Origin of the sequence: Cupriavidus necator (assembly GCF_040578825.1) — a bacterium.
Lineage (GTDB): Bacteria > Pseudomonadota > Gammaproteobacteria > Burkholderiales > Burkholderiaceae > Cupriavidus > Cupriavidus necator_E.
In genome coordinates this window covers 56,634-72,733 of the sequence record NZ_JBEFLI010000012.1, presented here as the reverse complement: position 1 = coordinate 72,733, position 16,100 = coordinate 56,634, and the positions used below count along the sequence as shown (strand labels likewise).

Annotated in this window: 15 protein-coding genes; 11 read left to right on the top strand and 4 right to left on the bottom strand. The window is 67.8% G+C overall.

Annotated elements, in window-relative coordinates; genetic code table 11:
• Nucleotides 1–129 precede the first annotated feature (129 nt).
• The 3 genes from rplQ to dsbD all read left to right on the top strand — a co-directional run bounded on the left by rplQ (nucleotide 130) and on the right by dsbD (nucleotide 2,969).
• A complete protein-coding gene (gene rplQ / locus AB1I47_RS08930; RefSeq protein ID WP_010812373.1) occupies nucleotides 130–525 on the top strand; it encodes a 50S ribosomal protein L17 in 396 nt (131 codons plus the stop codon).
• Nucleotides 526–634: 109 nt separating this feature from the next.
• Nucleotides 635–1,009: a divalent-cation tolerance protein CutA gene (gene cutA / locus AB1I47_RS08925; RefSeq protein WP_354683412.1), complete on the top strand. Its 375-nt coding sequence runs from the start codon at nucleotides 635–637 to the stop codon at nucleotides 1,007–1,009.
• A gap of 43 nt (nucleotides 1,010–1,052) precedes the next feature.
• Entirely contained in the window at nucleotides 1,053–2,969 is a 1,917-nt protein-coding gene (gene dsbD, locus AB1I47_RS08920; protein ID WP_354683411.1) for a protein-disulfide reductase DsbD, read from the top strand.
• A 23-nt stretch (nucleotides 2,970–2,992) separates the two neighbouring features.
• On the opposite strand, the gene AB1I47_RS08915 is transcribed toward dsbD, so the two are convergent.
• The 3 genes from AB1I47_RS08915 to yihA form a co-directional block, all read right to left on the bottom strand.
• Complete coding sequence (locus AB1I47_RS08915; protein ID WP_354683410.1) at nucleotides 2,993–4,213, bottom strand: magnesium transporter CorA family protein; 1,221 nt, start codon at nucleotides 4,211–4,213, stop codon at nucleotides 2,993–2,995.
• 20 nt (nucleotides 4,214–4,233) lie between these two features.
• On the bottom strand, nucleotides 4,234–5,226 hold the full coding sequence (hemB, locus tag AB1I47_RS08910; RefSeq protein WP_354683409.1) for a porphobilinogen synthase: 993 nt from the start codon (nucleotides 5,224–5,226) through the stop codon (nucleotides 4,234–4,236).
• 274 nt (nucleotides 5,227–5,500) lie between these two features.
• A complete protein-coding gene (gene yihA, locus AB1I47_RS08905) occupies nucleotides 5,501–6,214 on the bottom strand; it encodes a ribosome biogenesis GTP-binding protein YihA/YsxC (RefSeq protein ID WP_354683408.1) in 714 nt (237 codons plus the stop codon).
• Nucleotides 6,215–6,736: 522 nt separating this feature from the next.
• Here yihA and AB1I47_RS08900 point away from each other — a divergent pair.
• The 8 genes from AB1I47_RS08900 to msrQ all read left to right on the top strand — a co-directional run bounded on the left by AB1I47_RS08900 (nucleotide 6,737) and on the right by msrQ (nucleotide 14,820).
• Nucleotides 6,737–7,396: a c-type cytochrome gene (locus AB1I47_RS08900; protein WP_354683407.1), complete on the top strand. Its 660-nt coding sequence runs from the start codon at nucleotides 6,737–6,739 to the stop codon at nucleotides 7,394–7,396.
• A gap of 135 nt (nucleotides 7,397–7,531) precedes the next feature.
• Entirely contained in the window at nucleotides 7,532–9,727 is a 2,196-nt protein-coding gene (locus tag AB1I47_RS08895; RefSeq protein ID WP_354683406.1) for a cytochrome c biogenesis protein ResB, read from the top strand.
• A gap of 54 nt (nucleotides 9,728–9,781) precedes the next feature.
• Nucleotides 9,782–10,984 (top strand): c-type cytochrome biogenesis protein CcsB, encoded by a 1,203-nt coding sequence (gene ccsB, locus AB1I47_RS08890; RefSeq protein WP_354683405.1) that lies wholly within the window; start codon nucleotides 9,782–9,784, stop codon nucleotides 10,982–10,984.
• A 148-nt stretch (nucleotides 10,985–11,132) separates the two neighbouring features.
• Complete coding sequence (locus AB1I47_RS08885) at nucleotides 11,133–11,573, top strand: COG4315 family predicted lipoprotein (protein ID WP_354683404.1); 441 nt, start codon at nucleotides 11,133–11,135, stop codon at nucleotides 11,571–11,573.
• A 29-nt stretch (nucleotides 11,574–11,602) separates the two neighbouring features.
• Complete coding sequence (locus AB1I47_RS08880) at nucleotides 11,603–12,154, top strand: RNA polymerase sigma factor (protein WP_354683403.1); 552 nt, start codon at nucleotides 11,603–11,605, stop codon at nucleotides 12,152–12,154.
• Nucleotides 12,151–12,990: an anti-sigma factor family protein gene (locus tag AB1I47_RS08875; protein WP_354683402.1), complete on the top strand. Its 840-nt coding sequence runs from the start codon at nucleotides 12,151–12,153 to the stop codon at nucleotides 12,988–12,990. The genes AB1I47_RS08880 and AB1I47_RS08875 overlap by 4 nt, the downstream gene beginning before the upstream one ends.
• Nucleotides 12,991–13,105: 115 nt before the next feature.
• Nucleotides 13,106–14,110 carry a protein-methionine-sulfoxide reductase catalytic subunit MsrP gene (gene msrP / locus AB1I47_RS08870; protein ID WP_354683401.1) on the top strand — a complete coding sequence of 335 codons (1,005 nt, stop codon included), beginning with the start codon at nucleotides 13,106–13,108 and terminating at the stop codon, nucleotides 14,108–14,110.
• Between the two features lie 14 nt (nucleotides 14,111–14,124).
• Nucleotides 14,125–14,820, top strand: coding sequence for a protein-methionine-sulfoxide reductase heme-binding subunit MsrQ (gene msrQ, locus AB1I47_RS08865; protein ID WP_354683400.1), 696 nt, complete (start codon nucleotides 14,125–14,127; stop codon nucleotides 14,818–14,820).
• Nucleotides 14,821–14,839: 19 nt separating this feature from the next.
• Here msrQ and lysA read toward each other — a convergent pair whose 3' ends face one another.
• Entirely contained in the window at nucleotides 14,840–16,099 is a 1,260-nt protein-coding gene (gene lysA, locus AB1I47_RS08860; protein WP_354683399.1) for a diaminopimelate decarboxylase, read from the bottom strand.
• Between the last annotated feature and the right edge of the window lies 1 nt (nucleotide 16,100).

Genomic DNA, 16,100 nt, shown 5'->3' with positions numbered 1-16,100 from the left:
GGGGCATCTGTCCCGCACCGCGGTAACCGTCCCGGCTTCGCAGCCGGGGCCCGTATGACTACCGGCCCGCGTCCAGCCGCATCGGACGATAGAAGAGCTGGTCAAACACTAATCTGAAAAGGAATCATCATGCGTCACCGTCATGGTCTGCGGAAACTGAACCGCACCTCGTCGCACCGTCTCGCGATGCTGCGCAACATGTCCAACTCGCTGTTCCAGCACGAGCTGATCAAGACCACCGTGCCCAAGGCCAAGGAACTGCGCAAGGTTGTCGAGCCGCTGATCACGCTGGCCAAGAAGGACACCGTTGCCAACCGCCGCCTGGCTTTCGCCCGTCTGCGCGACCGCGACATGGTCACCAAGCTGTTCACCGAACTGGGCCCGCGCTACGCCACCCGTCCGGGCGGCTACACCCGCATCCTGAAGTTCGGCTTCCGTCAGGGCGACAACGCGCCGATGGCGCTGGTCGAACTGGTGGACCGTCCGGAAATCACCGAAGCCCCGGCTGAAGAAGCCGCGGAATAAGGTTGGTTTCCCGACCCGTCGCTGCGACGGGTCCGGCCACACCGCTTTACAATCGAGCCAGGCATCCGCCTGGCTCTTTTGTTTTTGGGACGCCGCAAGGAGAGTGTCGATGCAAAGCCATACCGACCCCCATACCGATCCGGCCGAGGTGATCGTCGTGATCACCAATACGCCCGATGCCGAGACCGCGGCGACACTGTCCCAGGCAGTGCTGCATGCCCGCGCTGCCGCCTGCGTGAACCGCCTGGCGGCGGTCGAATCGGAGTATTGGTGGCAGGGCGCGCTGGAGCGCGCGCAGGAATGGCCGCTGCTGATCAAGACCACGCGTGCGCGCTACGCTGCACTGGAGGCCGTGATCCGGCAACATCACCCCTATGACGTGCCGGAGATCATCGCCTGGCCGCTGGCAGCGGGTTACGCGCCCTATCTGGCGTGGGTCCATGCCGAGACAGGCAGCGCCGCGCCGCCCGCCGCGCAGCAGTAGGTACGGCAGCGTCGACAGATCAAGACAGACAGGAAACAGTTTCATGAACATCGGTTTGGCACTTCCGGAGCGCTCGCGCGGCCAGGTTTGGGCGCGGCATATTGCCGCAGCGCTGCTGGCGGCATTGGCCTGGTTGTGCCTCGCAGGCGCGGCGCATGCCGCCACGGAAGACGATTTCCTGCCGCCGGAGCAGGCCTTCCGTTTTGCCGCGCGGCAGCTCGACGACAAGAGCGTCGAGGTGCGCTTCGACGTCGCGCCCGGCTACTACATGTACCGCGAGCGCTTCGCCTTCGCCGCGCAGCCGGCGGGCGTGAAGCTTGGCACGCCCGACTTCCCGCAGGGCAAGGTCAAGTTCGACGACACCTTCGGCAAGGAGATGGAGACCTATCGCGACAGCGTGACGATCCGCGTGCCGGTGGAGTCGGCGCCGGTCGACGGCAAGTGGTCGCTGACGGTCACCTCGCAGGGCTGCGCCGACAAGGGGCTCTGCTATCCGCCGATGGAAAGCGCATTCAAGGTGGGCGCAGGCGGCGCGCTGGCCGAGCTGTTCGGCAAGCGCGGGCGCTCCGATGCGCCCGCGGCCGCGCCGGCTCCAGCCCCCACCCCCGCCACGCCGGGCACAGCCGCGACGCTGCGCGCCGACGACAGCGACCGCATTGCCGGCGCACTGGCCAGCCGCAACCTCGGCGTCATCGCGGCGCTGTTCTTCGGCCTGGGCCTGCTGCTGACCTTTACGCCGTGCGTGCTGCCGATGGTGCCGATCCTGTCGTCGATCGTCGTCGGCGAGCATGTCACGCGCAGCCGTGCGTTGGTGGTCTCGCTGGCCTATGTGCTGGGCATGGCGGTTGTCTACACCGCCGTCGGCGTGGCCGCGGGGCTGCTGGGCGAGGGCCTGTCGGCCGCGCTGCAGACGCCGTGGGTGCTGGGCCTGTTTGCGGCGCTGATGGTAGCGCTGGCGCTGTCGATGTTCGGGCTCTATGAACTGCAGCTACCGCAGCGCTGGCAGACGCGGCTGACCGAATCGTCCAACCGCCGCCAGGGCGGCCAGGTGGCGGGCGCGGCGGCGATGGGCGCGATCTCGGCGCTGATCGTCGGTCCCTGCGTGACCGCGCCGCTGGCGGGTGCGCTGGCCTATATCGCACAGACACGCGACGCGGTGATCGGCGGCTCGGCACTGTTCGCGATGGCGCTCGGCATGGGCGTGCCGCTGGTGCTGGTGGGCGTGGGCGCGGGCAACCTGCTGCCGCGCGCCGGGCGCTGGATGGAAGTAACCAAGCGTTTCTTTGGCTTCCTGCTGTTGGGCGTGGCGCTGTGGATGCTGGGACCGGTGCTGCCGGCCTGGGTCACGATGCTGTTGCTGGCGGCGCTGCTGCTGGTGGCCGCAGTGTTCCTGGGCGCCTTCGACGGGTTGGGCCAGGACCCGCGCAACCTGGCGCGCGTGGGCAAGGGCATGGGCGTGCTGTTCGCGATCGCCGCGGCAATCGTGCTGATCGGCGTGGCCTCGGGCGGGCGCGATCCGCTGCAGCCGCTGTCGCACCTGAGCGTGTCCCGCAGCGGTGGCGAGGCGGCGGGCGGGGCGCAGGCGGTGCGCTTCGAGCGCGTGCGCAGCGTGGCCGAACTCGACGCCCGCGTGGCGCAGGCCGCCGCCGCGGGCAAGCCCGTGCTGCTGGATTTCTATGCCGACTGGTGTGTGAGCTGCAAGGAGATGGAGCGCATGACCTTCGTCGATCCGCGCGTGCGCGCGCGGCTGTCGGAGATCGTGCTGCTGCAGGCCGATGTCACCGCCAACAATGCCGATGACAAGGCGTTGCTCAAGCGCTTCGGCCTGTTCGGGCCGCCCGGCATCATTCTGTTTGGCGCGGACGGGCGCGAGCGCCCGGTGCGCGTGATCGGCTACCAGTCGGCCAACCGCTTCCTGGAAAGCCTGGAGCGTGCTTTCGGTACGCGCACCAGTACCTGAGGCGTACCTGCGCCTGCGGGGCGCTAGCGCTCAAGCCGCCGCCCCAGCCCCCACAGCGCCGCCAGCACCAGGGCCACGGCGCCCATCAGCCCGATCGACCACCAGAACCCTTCCGGCTCGCGCAGCCACGGCATGCGATCGAAGTTCATGCCGAAGATGCCGGTGATCAGCGTCAGCGGCATGAACAGCGCGGTGATCAGCGTCAGCGTGCGCATGGTGCGGTTGGTCCGGTGCGCCACGGCGGAGAAATGGATCTGCACCGCCGATTCGATCGAATCCTCCAGCCGCCGCGCATGCGCCAGCACGCGCTGGATATGCTCCATCACGTCGTTGATGCGCACCAGCAGCACTTCGTCGCGCCCGGGCGCATTGGCCGCGCCGCCGGGCTGGTTGCTGCTGTAGCGGTTGTCGAGCAGGCTGTCGCGGAATTCCTGCAGCGCATCGCGCTGTTCCTCGCTCAGGTGCTCCAGCTTGCGTAGCTGGATGCGCGCATCGAGCAAGCCTTCCCAGCTCGAGAAGCTGCGGCGCGAATTAAGCAGCGCGCGCTGCCAGCGGTCGAGCTGGCGTGTCAACGGTGCGCGCAGTTCCAGGTAGCGGTCCACCATCGCATTGAGCAGCCGCAGCATCAGATCCTCGGGCCGGGTCGGCGGGCGCACGCCATGGATCAGCGGCTGGCCATTGCTGCGCACGAGCGCCGGCTGCGGGCGCGGCGCCTGGCACAGCTCGAGCAGGCGCTGTCGCACCTGGTCGATGGTGCGCGATGGTCCGGAGCGCACCGTCACCAGCACCGTATCGAAGGCGAAGAAGGTGACCGGCTGCGTGTCGATCCGGGCCAGCGCCGGCAGGAAGCCAGGTGGATAGCGCCGGGGCCGCGCGGCGCCGTCGAAGGGCGCCTTGGCCGTACCGGCGCCGCTGGCCGCGGCTTCCTGCGGCTCGGCTTCGGCAATGGCGCGGCTGGTTTCGAAGGTCAGCTTGCGGAAGATCACCATGTCGTACGCATGGGTCGTATCGAAGTAGGACGGATGCGCAGGGTTGGTGGCGTCGGCCAGGTGCAGGTCGAGGATCGGCGCGCCGGTAAGCTGGCGCACGCTCTCGCGCCAGATATCGGGCGCGGTGGTGACTTCCTCGGTGGAGAAATCCGCCCACACGAAGAGCGCGGCGGCATTGCCACCGAGGAAGCTGGCCGCCTCGGCCAGCGAGGCGAGCGGATGTACCTGGCTGGCCGAGAAGCCGAGCAGTTCCATAGGCAGGCTTTATCGAGGCGTCAGGCGGTCAGCAGGCGCGCGGCGTCGCGCGCGAAATAGGTCAGGATGCCGTCGGCGCCGGCGCGGCGGAACGCCAGCAGCGATTCCATCATGACCTTGTCGTGGTCAAGCCAGCCGTTCTGCGCGGCGGCCTTCAGCATCGCGTACTCGCCGCTGACCTGGTAGGCGTAGGTCGGGAAGCGGAACTCGTCCTTCACGCGGCGCACGATGTCCAGGTACGGCATGCCCGGCTTGACCATCACCATGTCGGCGCCTTCCAGGATGTCCTGCGCCACTTCGCGCAGCGCCTCGTCGGTATTGGCCGGGTCCATCTGGTAGGTCATCTTGTTGCCCTTGCCCAGGTTGGCGGCCGAGCCCACCGCATCGCGGAAGGGACCGTAGAACGCCGACGCATACTTGGCCGAGTACGCCATGATGCGCGTATGGATATGGCCGTGGTCATCCAGCGCGGTGCGCACCGCGCCAATGCGGCCATCCATCATGTCCGACGGCGCCACGATATCCACGCCGGCCTCGGCCTGGGCCAGCGCCTGGCGCACCAGGATCTCGACCGTCACGTCGTTGATAACGTAGCCGTTGTCGTCGAGCACGCCATCCTGCCCGTGGCTGGTGTACGGGTCGAGCGCCACGTCGCACAGCACGCCCAGTTCAGGGAAACGGTCCTTGAGCGCACGCACCGCGCGCGGCACCAGCCCTTCTGCATTGGTGGCTTCGATGCCATCGGGGGTCTTCAGCGACGGGTCGATCACCGGGAACAGCGCGAGCACCGGGATGCCGAGCTTCACGCAGTCTTCGGCCACCGGCATCAGCAGGTCGACCGAGACGCGCTCGACGCCCGGCATCGACGCCACCGGCTGGCGCTGGTTGTGGCCGTAGAGGATGAACACGGGGTAGATCAGGTTGTCCGGGGACAGGCGATGCTCGCGCATCATGCGGCGGGAGAAATCATCGCGGCGCATGCGGCGCGGTCGGTACTCGGGGAAGGTGGACATGGCAGGCTTGTTGGCGGAGGGCTGGACAAGAAAGCGGGCCGGGATGGCACTGCGCGCACGGCGCAAGGATGCCGGCTGAAGAAAAACTAAACTTTTGAACGTGCCCGCTATCATACTCGCGGACACTTTGCGTTGCGCCCTGCGTGGCGCGGTGTCCCCCGCTACTCCTCCCTGAGCGGGTACCCGCCCACGCGGCGGGAAAGTTCGTCCCCGTTGCTTGCAGCGGGGCTTTTTTTTGCGCGCCCGCCGGATCATGTCCGCGCGGGCGTTGCACTCACGCTGCGGGATCGGCGGCAGGCGGCTCGGTCTTGCCGGCGCCAGCCAGCGTTTCTTCCTGCTTCACGTTCTTCTGCGCTTCCGGCAGGTTCAGCCAGTTTGCGATCACACCCTGCGCCTCTTCGATGCCGCGGCGCTTCAGGCTGGAGAAGAGCTGCGCCGTCAGCGGCACAGGCGTTTCCAGTTGCTCAGCATAGCCTTGCAGGATCTTGCGCGTCTCGCGCAGCGCCTTCGCGTTGTCGCTGTTGGTCAGCTTGTCGGCCTTGGTCAGCAGCACGTGGATCGGCCGGCCCGTCGGCAGGAACCACTCCACCATCTGGCAATCGAGGTCGGTGAACGGGCGCCGCGCATCCATCATCAGGATCAGGCCGGACAGCTGCGGCCGGCTCTGCACGTAGTCGCTCAGCAAGCCCTGCCAGTGGTACTTGGCCGAGCCCGACACTTCGGCGTAGCCATAACCCGGCAGGTCGACCAGGAAGGCGAGCGGATCAGGCGCCTTCACCGGGGCCACCGAGAAGTAGTTGATGTGCTGGGTGCGGCCGGGCGTGCGCGACGAGAACGCCAGCCGCTTCTGGTTGCACAGGATGTTGATGGCGGTGGACTTGCCGGCGTTGGAGCGGCCGGCGAACGCCACCTCCGGCACGGCGGTGGCGGGCAGGTCGCGCAGGTGGTTGACGGTAATGAAGAAGCGGGCCTGGTGAAGGAGGGACATGCGCTCGAGCGGTGGGGCGGGGCGCCGCGGCGGCGCGCATGGCGCGTGTGGGCCGGGGTCCCGCCAGGGTGGGATGGCAGGCGGCCATGGCCGCCGGCCGGGGCTTGATCTGGCGCAGCCCCGAGCCGGTTCAACGGGGCTCAGCGGGGCGCAAGGCATCAATCCGGCACATAACTTATTGTACAATACGCCGGTTTACGGTCTCCTGACCGGGTGACGCGGGCCATCCCCGGCTGCGTGCCTCGGCTGCCGTTGTCCGGGCGGGAAGCCGAGTATGTCGTTCCATCGTGGGCAGGGCCTTGCCCCGCATTGCGCATTGCATCGGACTGTCGGTGCGAGGTGCGAGGTGCCCGGGGTTGGGCCATGGCGGAGGTCTGCCGCCAGTCGGACGCAGTTGCGGCTCGGTCAGCCGCGCGCGGGCCGTCACGATGTCAGGCCTCTGCACAGGCGCGTCCTCACCGCCAGCAGGTTGCCGGCCGGCATGCATTACGGTATCCAAAACAATTCAGAGAAGGTGTGCGAATGAACCGCATTGCGAAGATTCTGGGTGTCCTGGCTCTGGCCGTTCCTGCAGCCGCCCTTTCCGGACTGGCATCTGCCGCAGAGCAGGCCGCCGCCAAGGCCGACCCGGCCAAGGGCGAAACGCTGTACACGCAAGGTGCTCCCGATCGCAATGTGCCCGCCTGCCTGAGCTGCCACGGCGCCGCCGGCAACAGCGCCGCCGCCGCGAACCCGAAGCTGGCCGCCCAGCATCCCGAGTACGTCCACAAGCAGCTGGCCAACTTCAAGGACAAGACCCGCAACAACGCGATCATGACGCCGATGGCATCGGTGCTGACCGACGAGGAAATGCGGAACATCGGCGCCTACCTGGCCAAGCAGTCGCTCAAGCCCGCCACTGCGAAGAACAAGGACACCATCGAAGCCGGCCAGAAGATTTACCGTGCCGGCATCGCCGCCAAGGGCGTGCCCGCGTGCGCGGCCTGCCACGGCCCGACCGCCGCCGGCATTCCGGCCCAGTACCCGCGCATCGGCGGACAGTGGTCGGACTATACCGAGGCACAGCTCGTGGCATTCCGCCAGGGCACCCGCAAGAACAATTCGGTCATGACGACCATCGCCGCCAAGATGTCGGATGCCGAGATCAAGGCGGTGGCGGACTACGTCGCCGGCGTCCGCTAAGGACTGGCTGGCGAACTGCCGCTGGCGCCTCCAGGCGCCGGCGCGCTCGTCACAATCAAAAAGGGTGGCCTGCTTGATAAAGCATGTCCACCCTTTTTTATTTCAAAGCTGCACGCTGTTTCAGGTTCCGTTCACATGTCGACCGCTTCCACTTCAGGGCTGCACCTGAAGACCTCTCACCGCGTGTTGCGCGACGCGGTCGAATTGTTGTCCTCGATGCGCTTCGCGATCGCGCTGCTGACGGTGATCTCCATCGCCAGCGTGGTCGGCACCGTGCTCAAGCAGAACGAGCCGTACCCCAACTACGTCAACCAGTTCGGGCCGTTCTGGGCCGATATCTTCCACGCGCTGTCGCTGCAGAAGGTCTACGGCTCATGGTGGTTCCTGCTGATCCTGGCCTTCCTGGTGGTGTCGACCTCGCTGTGCCTGGTGCGCAACGCCCCCAAGATGGTGGCCGACATGCGCTCGTGGAAGGACCATGTGCGCGAGCGCAGCCTGCGCGCCTTCCACCACCGCGGCGAGTTCGACGGCGCACGGCCGCGCGCCGAGGCGGTGACGCGGCTGTCGGCGCTGCTGCGCAACCGCGGCTACCGCCTGAAGGCGGTCGAGCATGACGGCGCCACGCTGCTGGCGGCCAAGGCCGGCGCCGCCAACAAGGCCGGCTATATCCTGGCGCACATCGCCATCGTGGTGATCTGCATCGGCGGGCTGCTGGACGGCGACATGCTGATCCGCGCGCAGATGTGGTTCGGTGGCAAGACTCCCGTCAGCGGCAACGCCGTGATCAGCGAGATCCCGCCGCAGAACCGGCTGTCGGCCAGCAACCCGGGCTTTCGCGGCAACGCCTTCGTGCCCGAGGGCGCGAGCGTGTCCACCGCCATCCTGAACGTCGCCGACGGCGCGCTGGTGCAGGACCTGCCGTTCACCATCACGCTGAAGAAGTTCAAGATCGACTTCTACGAGACCGGCATGCCGAAGCTGTTTGCCTCGGACGTGGTCGTCACCGACCGCGCCACCGGCAAGCAGACCGAGGCCACCATCAAGGTCAACGAGCCGCTGATCGTTGACGGCATCGCCATCTACCAGTCGAGCTTCGAGGACGGCGGCTCGCGCCTGAAGTTTGTCGGCTACCCGATGCAGGGCAGCGGCCGCGGTACCTTTGTTCTCGATGGCGCGGTCGGTAGCAACAAGACGCTGGCGGGCACGGGCACCAGCGCCGACAGCGAGGGCCTGACGGTCGAGTTCAGCGATTTCCGGCTGATGAATATCGAGAACGTCACCGATGCCTCGGGCAAGCCCGACGCACGCGGCGTGGCGCGCAAGTCGGGCAATGCCTTCAACGATGCGCTGGAAAAGCACCTGGGGGCCGCGGCCAGTGCGGATCGCGCCAAGACGCTGCGCAATGTCGGGCCGTCGGTGCAGTACAAGCTGCGCGACCGCAACGGGCAGGCGCGCGAGTACAACAACTACATGGTGCCGGTGCAGATGGAGGGCCAGTCGGTGTTCCTGGCCGGCATGCGCGAATCGCCGAGCGAGCAGTTCCGCTACCTGCGCATCCCCGCCGACGACCAGGGCACCGTGGCCGACTGGATGCGGTTGCGCGCCGCGCTGCAGGATCGCGGCCTGCGCAGCGAGGCCGCGCGGCGCTTCGCGCTGGCGTCGATGCCGGGAGATGACAAGGCGGAGCTGCGCCGCCAGCTTGCCGAAAGCTCGCTGCGTGCGATGGACCTCTTTGCCGGCGCCACGCGGCCCACGCCTGACTCGCCGCCTGGGGGCTTTACCGCGATTGCCGCGTTCCTGGAGAAGTCGGTGCCGTCGGCCGAGCAGCAGAAGGCTGCCGACGTGCTGCTGAAGATCCTGAACGGCTCGATGTGGGAACTGTGGCAGCTCGCACGCGCGCAGGACAAGCTGCCGGTGGTGGCCAACAGTGCACAGAGCGGCGCGTTCCTGCAGCAGGCGATCAACGCGCTGTCGGACAGTTTCTTCTACAGCGCGCCGGTGTTTCTGCAGCTCGACGACTTCAAGGAAATCAAGGCCAGTGTGTTCCAGATGACCCGTGCGCCGGGCAAGAACATCGTGTATCTTGGTTGCCTGCTGCTGGTGCTGGGCGTGTTCGCAATGTTCTATATCCGCGAGCGCCGCGTCTGGGTCTGGATCAAGGACCAGCCCGCCGAAGGCCCCCGCATGGAGCCGGGCAGCCATGTGCTGATGGCGATGTCGACCCAGCGCCGCACGCTGGATTTCGAGAAGGAATTCACCGCGCTGCGTGACGATATCGGCCGCGCCGCGGGTGGCCGTGGCGATGGGCCGCAGCCTTCGGCCGCCTCGTAACGATCACGCGATCCATCCGCGCGAGTAACCAGCGAAGTAACGAGCAGGTACGCTATGTCTTCAAACGTGAAACAGGCCAACCCCACACTGCGCGGCGCCACGCAGGACCAATCCGGCGCCGCCGACGAGGCCTATCTCGAACCCTCCTTCCTGCGACGCCTGACCTGGGTGGACTGGCTCTTCGCCGTGGCGCTGGCGGTCGGCGCCGGCGTGGCGCTGTCGCAATACGGCCGGTGGATGGACGGCTACGACAAGGCGGTGCTGATCGGCGCCGTGCCCACCTTCGCGCTGCTCGGCTGGCACTGGAAGCCGGTGCGCCCGCTGATGCTGGCGCTGGCGGCGCTGTCGCTGTTCGCCATCCAGCTCTACCAGGGGCAGCTCGCGCGTGCCGAGCAGGCGTTCTTCCTCAAGTATTTCCTGTCGAGCCAGTCGGCCATCCTGTGGATGAGCGCGCTGGTGTTCCTGTCCACGCTGTTCTACTGGGTCGGGCTGGCGACGCGCTCGAACACCGGCTACAGCATCGGCAGCAAGCTGTGCTGGGGCGCGATCGTGCTGGGCTTCACCGGCATGCTGGTGCGCTGGTACGAGTCGTACCTGCTCGGCACCGACATCGGCCATATCCCCATCTCGAACCTGTACGAAGTGTTCGTGCTGTTCACGCTGATCACTTCGCTGTTCTACCTGTACTACGAAGGCCGCTACGCCACGCGCGCGCTGGGTCCGTTCGTGATGCTGGTGGTGTCCGCCGCAGTGGGCTTCCTGCTCTGGTACACGGTTAGCCGCAATGCGCAGGAGATCCAGCCGCTGGTGCCTGCGCTGCAGAGCTGGTGGATGAAGATCCATGTGCCGGCCAACTTTATCGGCTATGGCACCTTTGCGCTGGCGGCGATGGTGTCGGTGGCGTACCTGCTCAAGCAGCGCGGCATCCTGGCCGAGCGCCTGCCGTCGCTGGAGCTGCTCGACGACGTGATGTACAAGGCCATCGCGGTCGGCTTCGCCTTCTTCACCATCGCTACCATCCTCGGGGCCCTGTGGGCGGCCGAGGCCTGGGGCGGCTACTGGAGCTGGGATCCGAAGGAAACCTGGGCGCTGATCGTCTGGCTGAACTATGCGGCGTGGCTGCATATGCGGCTGATGAAGGGCCTGCGCGGCACGGTGGCGGCCTGGTGGGCGCTGGTGGGCCTGCTGGTGACGACCTTCGCCTTCCTCGGTGTCAATATGTTCCTGTCGGGCCTGCACAGCTACGGCGAACTCTGACGGCGCCATGGTGCGATGCAAAAAACCTGCCTCCGGGCAGGTTTTTTTCGTCTTTTTTTCCGATGTGACGGAATAAATGCGCCTTATCCGGTGTTTACTTGTTGAACGGTGCCGGCTGGCGGCACCGGTTTGCATGGAGAACAACATCATGGCACGTGTGCGTCTTACCACTGCAGCATCCCTCGTTCGTCCCGCCGCGCTCGCGCTCGGCTGTGCGGCTGTCCTGCTCGCCGGCTGTTCCGGCATGGGCCTGGGCGGTGGCGGCGGCGCCGGCAACATGCCGCCCACGGTGAAGGTGACCAACGGCGTGCTGACCGACCCGCAGGGCCTGACGCTGTACACCTTCGACCGCGATGCCGCCGGCAGCGGCAAGAGCGCCTGCAACGGCCCGTGTGCCACCAACTGGCCGCCGCTGCTGGCCGCCCCCGGCACCAGCCCGACAGGGCAGTACACCATCATCACGCGGGACGACGGCAGCAAGCAGTGGGCGTATCGCGGCATGCCGCTGTACCGCTTCGCCAAGGACGCCAAGGCGGGCGACCGGACTGGCGACAACGTCAACAACGTCTGGCACATCGTCAAGCCCTGACGGCAAGGCGAGCGCTGCGGCAGCCAGGCATGGAAGGGTTTGACGGCCAGCTCGTTGCGCTGGCGCCGCGGCTGCGGCGCCACGCGCGCGGCCTCACCGGTGACGCGGCGCAAGCCGACGACCTGGTGCAGGACACGCTCGAGCGTGCGCTGCGCTACCGCTGGCGCTTCCGCCTGCGCCCCGGCGCATGGTGGGGCGACGGTGGTGATGGCCTGCTGCCGTGGCTGCTGACGCTGATGCACCGGCTGCGGCTCAATGCCGTGCGCCGCAAGGAACTGGTGGTGGCAACCGAAATCCTGCCCGAGGTCAGCGCGCCTGCAGACGACCCCGGCCTGCGCCGTGACCTGGTACAGGCGCTGGCGCAGCTGCCGGAGCCGCAGCGCGCGGTGCTGCTGCTGGTAAGCCTCGAACAACTGACCTATGCCGAGGCCGCGCGCGTGCTCGACATCCCGCCGGGCACGGTGATGTCGCGGCTGGCGCGGGCGCGCGAGCAGATGCGGCGGCTGCTCGACGGCACCCATGTTTCCGCGCCGGAGGCCGCCGTGAACGCCTCCGGCAATTCCCTGCAGCGGGTGAAATGATGTCCGGCATCCACGAAGCCGACCTTCACGCCTACGCCGACGGCCAGCTCAGCGGCGCGCGCCGCGCGGCCGTGGAAGCGTACCTGGCGCAGCACCCCGAGGCGGCGGCGCAGGTCGCGGCCTGGCGGCGGCAGGCCGACGCGCTGCACGGCGCGCTGGACCCGGTGCTGAACGAACCGGTGCCCCTGGCCGCGCTGCCGCCCGCGCTGCATGGCGACAGGCGCCGCGGCGAGTCGGCACGCAGGCACCGGCCGCGCTGGCCAATGGCGCTGGCCGCCACCTGCGCATCGGTGGCGTTGCTGGCGGTGGGCGGCGCGGTGGGCTGGATCGCTCACGGCCGCATGGGCCCCACCGTGGCGATGGCCCCGGGCGAGCGCTTTGCCCGCGAGGCGCTGGCCACGCACGCGGTCTATGCGCCCGAGATGCGCCACCCGGTCGAAGTCGCGGCCAACGACGAGGCCCACCTGATCGCCTGGCTGTCGAGGCGCCTGGGCATGTCGCTGCAGGTGCCGGACCTGCGCCCGCAGGGCTTCCACCTGATTGGCGGGCGGCTGGGCGTGGCCGAGGGCGGCCCGTCGGCGATCCTGATGTATGAATCGGATGACGGCACGCGCCTGTCGCTGCAATTGCGGCGCATGGCGCAGGGCACGCCCGACACGGGCTTCCGCGTCGAACACATGCCGCGCGAACGGCGCGCGCGGGCCGCTGCCGGCGGCGACCCGATGGCGTTCTACTGGATCGACCGCGACATGGGCTTCGCGCTGGCCGCCCCGCTGGAGCGGGCGCGCCTGCTGACGCTGGCGCAGGCGGTGTATCGCCAGTACCAGGGGGGCTAGCAACCCCTCCCCAAGTCTGGCGCGATCGGCAAGCACTATCGGCCCCCGCGGCCAGTCAAACCTGCAGGCCGGCCCGCGCGTGGTGCGCGGGTTCGTATGAGCAACGAGGCACAACATGCTGATTCCGTCCCCCAAGTGGCTGCGTGGCGAAGACATCGCCGCCAGCGAGATCACGCCGCGCCATGTGTTCGCAGCGCGCCGGCGCCTGCTGGGCCTCGCCGCCGCGGGCGCCGCCGGCTCGGCGCTGGCGCCGTGGCTGATGCGCGAGGCATATGCGCAGGCGGGGCAACATGGCCCCAAGCTGGCCGCCACCGCCAACAACGCCTACGTCATCACCGAGAAGCGCACTCCCTACGAGGACGTGACCACCTACAACAACTTCTACGAGTTCGGCACCGACAAGTCCGACCCCGCGCGCAACGCCGGCACGCTGCGCCCGCGTCCGTGGCAGGTCTCGGTGGAAGGGCTGGTGAAGAAGCCCAAGGTCTATGACCTGGACGAGCTGATGAAGATCGCGCCGATGGAAGAGCGCGTCTACCGGCTGCGTTGCGTGGAAGGGTGGTCGATGGTGATCCCGTGGATCGGCTATCCGCTGGCCGAGCTGATCAGGCGTGCCGAGCCGCAGCCCGGGGCGAAGTACGTGCAGTTCATCACGCTGGCCGACAAGAAGCAGATGCCCGGCGTCAGCAGCCGCGTGCTCGACTGGCCCTACAGCGAAGGCCTGCGCATGGACGAAGCGATGCACCCGCTGGCGCTGCTCACCTTCGGCCTGTACGGCGAGGTGCTGCCCAACCAGAACGGTGCGCCGGTGCGCATGGTGGTGCCGTGGAAGTACGGCTTCAAGAGCGCCAAGTCGATCGTGAAGATCCGCTTTGTCGACAAGCAGCCGCCGACCAGCTGGAACCTGGCCGCGCCGCAGGAATACGGCTTCTACTCCAACGTGAACCCCGACGTCGACCACCCGCGCTGGAGCCAGGCGACCGAGCGGCGCATCGGCGAGGAGCGCGGCAGCGGCTTCGGCGCGCTGTTCGCGCCCAAGCGCAAGACCTTGCCGTTCAACGGCTACGGCCAGCAGGTGGCCGCGCTGTACCAGGGCATGGACCTGAAGAAGTTCTTTTGAGGCAAGGCGACGGCATGGCTACTCCCTCCACCGGCGCGGCCGCGGCGGCCGCACGCAAACCGGCTGGCCTGGCCGGCCTGGCAGCGCTCGCGCCGCAACGCGTGCGCGCGGTCAAGATCGCGGTCTGGCTGCTGGCGCTGCTGCCCTTCGTGCGGCTGCTGTACCTGGGCGCGACCGGACAGTACGGCGCCAACCCGCTCGAATTCGTCACGCGCTCGACCGGCACGTGGACGCTGGTGATGCTTTGCCTGACGCTGACCATCACGCCATTGCGCCGGCTCACTGGCTGGAACTGGCTGATCAGGTTGCGGCGCATGCTGGGCCTGTTCGCGTTCTTCTACGGGCTGCAGCATTTCCTGTTGTGGATCGGGGTGGACCGCGGGTTTGACCTCGCCTACATGATCAAGGACGTGTACAAGCGGCCGTTTATCACGGTCGGGTTCACGGCCTTCATGCTGATGATCCCGCTGGCGCTGACCTCGACCAACGGCATGGTGCGGCGCCTGGGCGGCAAGCGCTGGCAGGCGCTGCACCGGCTGGTCTATGCGATCGCCGTGCTGGCGATCCTGCACTACTGGTGGCACAAGGCGGGCAAGAACGACTTCGGCGAAGTGTCGATCTATGCAGCGGTGGTGTTTGTGCTGCTGGGGATGCGGGTCTGGTGGCGGCTGCGCAAGCCGGCCGCGGGGGCGCGCCAGCCCGCCGCGTAGGCGGGCCGGGCCCGGAGATTTAGTCCTGCAGCAGGCGCTCGTCGCGGAACAGGTCCTCGACCAGTTCACGCTCGCGCACCAGGTGCACGCTGGCGCCATCGACCATGACTTCGGCGGCGCGTGGTCGGGTGTTGTAATTGGAGCTCATGGTGAAGCCGTAGGCGCCGGCCGACATCACCGCCAGCAGGTCCCCCGGTTCCACCGCCAGCGCACGGTCGCGGCCGAGCCAGTCGCCCGACTCGCATACCGGGCCGACGATGTCGTAGGTCACCGGCTGCGCGTCGCGCAGCACCACCGGCTCGATGCGGTGGTAGGCCTCGTACATGGCCGGGCGCGCCAGGTCGTTCATGGCGGCATCGACAATGCAGAAGTTCTTGGCCGCGCCGGGCTTGAGGAATTCCACCTGCGTCAGCAGCACGCCGGCGTTGCCCACCAGCGAGCGGCCCGGCTCGAACAGCACTTCGCGGTGGCCATGGCCGCGCGCCGCCACGCGTTCCAGCAGCGTGGTGGCAAAGCCGGTGATGTCGGGCGGGGTTTCATCGGTATAGGTGATGCCCAGCCCGCCGCCCACGTCGATGTGTTCCAGGCGGATGCCTTCGCGCTCGAGCGCCTCGACCACGTCCAGCACCTTGTCCAGCGCTTCCAGATAGGGCTCGACCTCGGTGATCTGCGACCCGATATGGCAGTCGATGCCGGTCAGTTCCAGGTGCGGCAGCGCGGCGGCGGCGCGATAGGTCGGCAGCACGTCCTCGAAGGCGATGCCGAACTTGTTGCCCTTCAGCCCGGTGGAGATATACGGGTGGGTCTTGGCGTCGACGTCGGGATTGATGCGCAGCGACACGCGCGCGCGCTTGCCGACGCGGCCGGCCACTTCATTGAGGCGGTCGAGCTCGGGGATCGACTCCACATTGAAGCAGCGCACGTCGTGTGCCAGCGCCAGTTCCATTTCCGCCGCGCTCTTGCCCACGCCGGAGAACACCACCTTGCGCGGATCGCCACCGGCGGCCAGCACGCGCTTCAGTTCGCCGCCCGACACGATATCGAAGCCCGCGCCAAGCTTGGCAAATACCTGCAGCACCGCCAGGTTGGAGTTGGCCTTCATGGCGTACTGCACCTGCGCGTTGCGGCCCTTGCAGGCGGCGGCGTAGGCCTGGTACGCGGCCGTCAGCGCGGCGCGCGAGTACACAAAGGTGGGCGTGCCGAATTCAGCGGCGATGCGCGCCAGGGGCACCTGCTCGACGGCAAGCGCGCCGTCCTGGCGATGGAAAAATGCGGTCATG